Origin of the sequence: Streptomyces sudanensis, from assembly GCF_023614315.1 — a bacterium.
GTDB classification, from domain to species: Bacteria; Actinomycetota; Actinomycetes; order Streptomycetales; family Streptomycetaceae; genus Streptomyces; species Streptomyces sudanensis.
Genome location: NZ_CP095474.1, coordinates 3,247,280 through 3,253,111 on the forward strand (window position 1 = coordinate 3,247,280; position 5,832 = coordinate 3,253,111).

Sequence of the window (5,832 nt, forward strand, 5' to 3'; positions counted from 1 at the left end):
GTCCGCGCCCTTCCCGCGCCCCTCCCGTGCCCGGCCCGGCAGGGCGCCCCGACGTGACGGCGGGGCCACCCCCACCGCCCCCGGACCGGCTTCCCCGAGGACGTTCCGGCCTGCTGCCCGGATGGCCCGGCGGGGCTCGGACGAGCAGGCTGGACACGTTCGGGACCCGAAGTGAGGAGCCGTCCGTGCCCAGTCCGAAACCGGTGCGCCGCCGCGCGGCGCGCGCCGTCACCGCGGGCGCCCTGGCCGCCGCGGCCTGCGCCACCCTGATGACCGGCGGCGCCGGAGCGATCGTCAACGGAACCGACTCCACCGAGCCCTACGCGTTCATGGCGACGATCCCGGAGTCGGCCCCGGAGCACGGGGTGCACGACGGCACCTGCGGCGCGTCGCTGATCGACCCGCGGTGGGTGCTGACGGCGGCCCACTGCGTGCGGGGCGACGGCCTCGAACTGGACGGCGTCGTCCGGATCGGCAGCGCGTACCGCAAGTCCGGGGGGACCGTCCGGGCCATCGAGCGGACCGTCGTCCACCCCGGTTACGCGAACGTCGACGGGAAGGGCGCCAACAAGGACGACATCGCGCTGGTCCGCCTCGACCGCCCGGTCGCCGAGGAACCCGTCCGCATCGCGGAGCGGGCCGGGCGGCCGGGCACTCCGACCCGGATCCTGGGCTTCGGCACCACCGTCGACACCGAACTGAGGTTCGCGGAGCGGATGCAGCAGCTCGACACGCGCAGGGGCGCCGCCGCCGAGTGCGCCCCCGGCTACGCGGACCGCACCCGGCTGTGCACGGTCAGCCGTGTCCCCGGGGCCATGGCGTGCTTCGGGGACTCCGGGGGACCGCAGCTCCGGAAGGACGGGCGCGGGCGGTGGGAGCTCATCGGAGTCGCCTCGGGTCCCGGAGCCCCGGGAGTCGCCTGCTCGGACGGGCCGGGTCTCTACGGCGACGTGCCCGCCTACGCGGCCTGGATCCGCAGGACCCTGGCGCGCGGCGCCTGATCCGCGGCAGCCGCCGAACGGGCCGGCGGGACGCACGGCCTGCCGGAGCGACGGTGCCGCGGCGCCACGCGCCACGCGCCGTGACCCCCACGGGCCTTCGTCCGCGGGGACGCGCCGGGCCCGCGCCGACCACCGGCCGGTCGCGGGCGCGGCCGTTCCGCGGCGCGCATCCGGGAGGGACTTCAGACGGTGGGGGTGCGCGGGGCGGTCGGGTCGAGTGCGTCCAGCGCGCGGAGGTGGTCGGCTGCTTCGAGCCGGCGGGGGTGGTTCAGCCGGCTGAGGTTCGCGTGGGCGGCGGCCAGGGTCTCGCGGGCTTCCTCGACCCTGCCCAGGTGGCGCAGGGTGATGCCGAGGTCGAGGCGGGCCGTCTCGCTCCAAGCGGGCATCCGCGCCTCCTCGAAGCGGGTGACGGCGTGGCGGAGCGGGGCTTCGGCCTCGTTCCAGCGGCGGAGTGCGGCGAGGTCGTTGCCGATGTGCTGCCGGGCCGACGCCAGGTAGAGGCCGAGGAGTTCGTGCGGCTGCCCGGCGAGGCCCTCCCGGCACAGGGCTTCGCTGCGCCGGTGGACGGCGAGGGCGGCGGCGGCCTGGCCGGTCTGGCGCAGTTGCCGGCCGAGGACGTTGAGGGTGGACAGCTCGGCGAAGCGGCTCTGCGTGTCGCTCCGCCCGCTGAGGCAGTCGGCGGCCCGGTGGAGGTGGGCGATGGCCTCCTCGGCGCGCCCGAGCCCGATGAGGGCCGTTGCCCCGTAATAGAGCGCCCAGCCGGCCTGGAGGCGGTCGTCGACGGCGCGTGCCACGTCCAGGGCGGTCCGGGCGGTGGCCAGGGCGGTGGCGTGGTCGTGGAGGCACGCGGCGTGGGCCCAGGCCAGGTAGTTGAGGTGTACGGCCTCGTCGCTCCTGCTGCCCAGGGCGCGGGCGGAGTCGACGCCCCGCTGGAAGACCTCGGCCCACAGCTCCCAGTGCAGGACGCGGTCGGAGAACCAGTGCATCGCCTCGGCGGTGTCGAGCACCTGCCGGTGCCGGCCGGCTTCCTGGGCCCGGTGGAGGGCGGTGAGCCACTGGGCCCGTTCGGACTCCAGCCAGGCGTGGGCCTGCTCCCGGTCCGCGGGCGCGGTGGCCGGATCGGGGTCGGGGTCGCCGACGGAGCCGTCGGGATGGTGGTCGGGACTGAAGAGCCGCGCCGCGGCGGCGGCGCGGCGCAGCATCCAGGTGTCGGTGCGGGTGCGGGCGGCGGCGAGGTCGGCCGGCGTGTCCTCCTCGGCGGCCTGTTCGGTGGCGAACAGGCGGAGGAGGTCGTGGAAGCGGTAGCGGTCGGAGGTGGGGTGGGGTTGGAGGAGGCCCGCGTCGGTGAGGTCCTGTGCGCAGCGGACGGCCCGGCGCGGGGGCAGGTCGGCCAGGAGGGCGGCGGTCTCGGGGCTGAAGTCGGGTCCCGAGGCGAGGGCGGCGCGGCGGAAGACGGTACGGGTGTGCTCGCCCAACTGCCGGTAGGACAGGGCGAAGGCGGCCCTGACCTGGAGGGATCCGGCCCGCAGGGCATCGAGGCGGTCCTCCTGGGCGGCTAGCTGGGCCGTGAGTTTGGCGATGCTCTCGCCCGGCCGGGAGGCGAGGCGCTGTGCGGCGATGCGGACGGCCAGGGGCAGGTGCCCGCACAGGTCCGCGAGGTCGCGGGCGGCCTGCGCCTCGCACCGGACACGCTCGGGGCCGATGATCCGGGTCAGCAGTTCGACGGCCTCTTCGCGGCGCAGCAGCGCGAGTTCGACGCGGTGGACGGCTTCGAGGCCGGCCAGGGCGTAGCGGCTGGTGACCAGGGTCAGCGAGGGGCCGCGGCCGGGCAGCAGGGGACGGACCTGGTCCTCGTCGGCGGCGTTGTCGAGGACGAGCAGCACCCGCCGCTCGCGCAGGACCGAGCGCAGCAGGCCGGCACGGTCCTCGGTGCCGGCGGGCAGGTCGTTCTCGGGGGTCCCGGAGGCGCGCAGCAGCCGGGCGAGCGCGTCGCGGGGGTCGACGGGGCGGGGGTCCATGCCGCGGAGGTCGAGGGCGAACTGCCCGTCGGGGAAGTGCGGGGCGAGCGTGTGGGCGGCGTGCACGGCGAAGCTGGTCTTGCCCAGGCCCGGCTGCCCGCAGACCACCGCGACCGGAGGACGGGCCGGATCGAGGTCCTCCACCAGGGCGCGGAGCCGGTCGAGGGCCGGACCGCGCGCGGTGAAGTCGCTCAGGTCGCGGGGCAGGGCGAGCGGATGGTGCGCCGCCGTCCGGGCGGACCGCGCCTCCGGGTCGGCGGCGCCGGAAGCGCCGTCCGGTCCGGAGGCCGGGCGGGGGGCGGCCTTCACGCCGGCCGGACGGGGGCGGCCCAGGCTCGCGAGGCGTTCCAACTCCCGTGCGGCCGCGGGGTCCAGGCCCAGGGCGGCGGCCAGGGCCCGCACGGTCCGGCGCTGCGGGCCGCGGGAACGGCCCCGCTCCAGGTCCGACAGCCCGCGCACACTGATCCCCGCGGTCTGCGCCAGCTCCTCCTGACTCAGCTCCGCGCCCGTGCGTAACGCGCGCAGATGCGCGCCGAAGGCCCCGCCGGCCGGTGTCCCCGTGCCCATCTGTGTGCCTCCCCTGATCGACATGGTTCCGACAGGAGTGGCGAAACCATCCGGCAGAAGTATGCCCGGCTCTGTTTCTGCCGGTGGAAATGCCTGTTCCGCCTTCGTTTCATCGAGTTGGCTTGAGGTACGGGCGAGGGACCGCAGCCACTGGGGTCCCGCAACCGTCACCTTCCTCTTCACGGAGCTCCCGCATCAGCGAGTGGGCCCGCGCCGACCACCTCAGGGAAGCCACTGATGAATCCGATCCCCGTCCTGCGCCGCGCGGGTAGACGCCTGGGCAGCCTGTTCCTGGCCCTCCTCGCCGTCTGCGGTCTGGTGACCGCCGGTAGCGCGCCGGCCCACGCGGAGACCTCCCAGCGGTACACCGTCATCGACTGGCACATGGAAGGCTTCGACGACACCGGTTACGGCGGCAGCGAAGGCGCGGACCGCGCGAACCGGTACCGGCAGATGGTCGCGCGACTCCGCGCCGCCTCGGGCCACGAGATGGCCGGCGCCAACACCCCGGCCATGCTCGACACACCGGTCCGGACGGACACGAACCGCGTCATCGAGGTCCGCGTCTGGACCAACGAGTACGGCGGCCCCAGCGAGTGCCACGTGAAGTTGTACTTCAGCGTGGACAACCTGTACCTCCTCGGCTTCACCGCCCGCGGCACGCACTGGCAGTTCGCGGACACCACGCTCCCGTTGGCGCGCGAGATCCAGAACTTCTACGGCATGGCGAATCCGCCGCTCTTCACGAGTCTCGGCTACCGGGGGGACTACAACAGCCTGGACAGCAACGGGGTCCGCGGCAACTTCGGCTACCAGGCGCAGACCATGCAACACAGCATGCTCGACCTGAGCTACATCATCCCGGCGAGGCGCGACAGCTACCGCGGCACCCTGGCCTACTTCATCGGCGCCACCGCCGAAGCCGCGCGCTTCGGCTGGATCGAAAACCGCATCGCCGCCGCCATCGACCTGGGATACGACCCGAGCGACCCGAACCGCCCGGCCCACCTCGGCAACTTCGGTGCCAGCCTGCAGACTCAGTGGTCGGCCCTGTCCCGCGTCGCCCACCAGACCGTGAACGGCGGAGACGCCGCTCCCGTGACGGTCGACGGACGCACGTACACCAGCATCACGCAGATCCGCTTCGGGAACAACGCCGTCCCGAGGATCGCCCCCTTCCTCGGGCTCTACCGCAGCGGACGCTGACCGCGGCGCCCGGAACGGACCGCCGTGAACCTGTCGCGGCGGATCCGAGGGACCCCGCTCCCCGACCCGCCCCGGCTCACGGAGCCGGGGCGGGTCGGGGGGTCGAGGGTCCGCCGGCGTCTCGGCTCGGCGTGTGACCTCGTAGGTCACTCGGCCTGCTGGGATCCTCGGGAACCGGCGGCATGTGACGCGGCCGTTCCTCACGCTTCGAGATGTCGGGTAACGAAGCACGAGGGAACGGCCGCTGCGTACGAGTCTCCCCGCCGAGGCACCCACAGGCGGGGCATCGGGCACCGTCGAACGCGTCGAGTCGATCGAGGAACACCAAGCCCAGCGATGTTGAACGCCAAGCTCAGGCAGCGGCGGGGAGGGGGCGGCCGGGGTGCCGGCAGTCGCGGCAGCGTCCGGGCCCGGCGGCGCGGAAGGCGCGTTCGCAGCCGTCGCAGGTCTGGAGCGGCGGTACCACCGGACGCCCGGTCGGCGGCGGCGCGGGCAGCGGCGTCTCCCGGAGGCGGAAGGCGAGGATGTGCGCCGGACGGGCCCGGAAGCGGTCGGGGAGCCGCAGGGTCAGCAACTCGGTGATTTCGCGCGGCCCGACACCGGCCGTCAGCCACCTGGCGACGGCCGGTGCCAGGTGGGCGGCCTCCCGCGCGGACAGGACGAGGCGCGGATCGACCCGGCGCAGGGCGGCCAGCACGGCGACCGCCTCCGGGTCGGCTCCGGCGGGCGCCTCCGGGTCGGTACCGGCGATCCCCTCCGGGTCGGTACCGGCGGGCGAGGGCGCCGGGGCCTCCGTCTCCTCGGGACCGGGAGCAGGGGGCACCGCCTCCCGCGGGGGCACCGCCTCCCGCGGGGACGTCGCCTCCCGTGGGGGCGCGGCGGGAGCTGTCGCCAACGTGGCCCCTGCGGCCCTTGAGGCTTCCGTGGCCTGTGCGGCCTTTGTGTTCGGTACGGCCTGTGTGCCCTGTACGGCCCCCGGGGCTTCCGTGGCGCCCGGCCGTTGCTGGGGCTGTTGTTGGGGTTGGGGCTATCTCCGAGCC

The 5,832-nt window shown here is 75.0% G+C and carries 4 protein-coding genes; 2 read left to right on the top strand and 2 right to left on the bottom strand.

Features of this window, described 5'->3' with window-relative positions:
* Positions 1 to 185: 185 nt before the first annotated feature.
* Positions 186 to 1,001, top strand: coding sequence for a S1 family peptidase (locus MW084_RS15150; RefSeq protein WP_010470403.1), 816 nt, complete (start codon positions 186 to 188; stop codon positions 999 to 1,001).
* A 182-nt stretch (positions 1,002 to 1,183) separates the two neighbouring features.
* On the opposite strand, the gene MW084_RS15155 is transcribed toward MW084_RS15150, so the two are convergent.
* Positions 1,184 to 3,586, bottom strand: coding sequence for an ATP-binding protein (locus tag MW084_RS15155; protein WP_010470401.1), 2,403 nt, complete (start codon positions 3,584 to 3,586; stop codon positions 1,184 to 1,186).
* Between the two features lie 237 nt (positions 3,587 to 3,823).
* Here MW084_RS15155 and MW084_RS15160 point away from each other — a divergent pair, with 237 nt between their 5' ends.
* Positions 3,824 to 4,792 carry a ribosome-inactivating family protein gene (locus MW084_RS15160; RefSeq protein ID WP_010470400.1) on the top strand — a complete coding sequence of 323 codons (969 nt, stop codon included), beginning with the start codon at positions 3,824 to 3,826 and terminating at the stop codon, positions 4,790 to 4,792.
* A gap of 352 nt (positions 4,793 to 5,144) precedes the next feature.
* On the opposite strand, the gene MW084_RS15165 is transcribed toward MW084_RS15160, so the two are convergent.
* On the bottom strand, positions 5,145 to 5,687 hold the full coding sequence (locus MW084_RS15165) for a hypothetical protein (RefSeq protein ID WP_338057692.1): 543 nt from the start codon (positions 5,685 to 5,687) through the stop codon (positions 5,145 to 5,147).
* Positions 5,688 to 5,832: the final 145 nt, after the last annotated feature.

Coding starts and splice junctions, on each gene's coding strand:
- MW084_RS15155 (WP_010470401.1), bottom strand. CDS start 3,586: ATGGGCACGGGGACACCGGCCGGCGGGGCCTTCGGCGCGCATCTGCGC.
- MW084_RS15160 (WP_010470400.1), top strand. CDS start 3,824: ATGAATCCGATCCCCGTCCTGCGCCGCGCGGGTAGACGCCTGGGCAGC.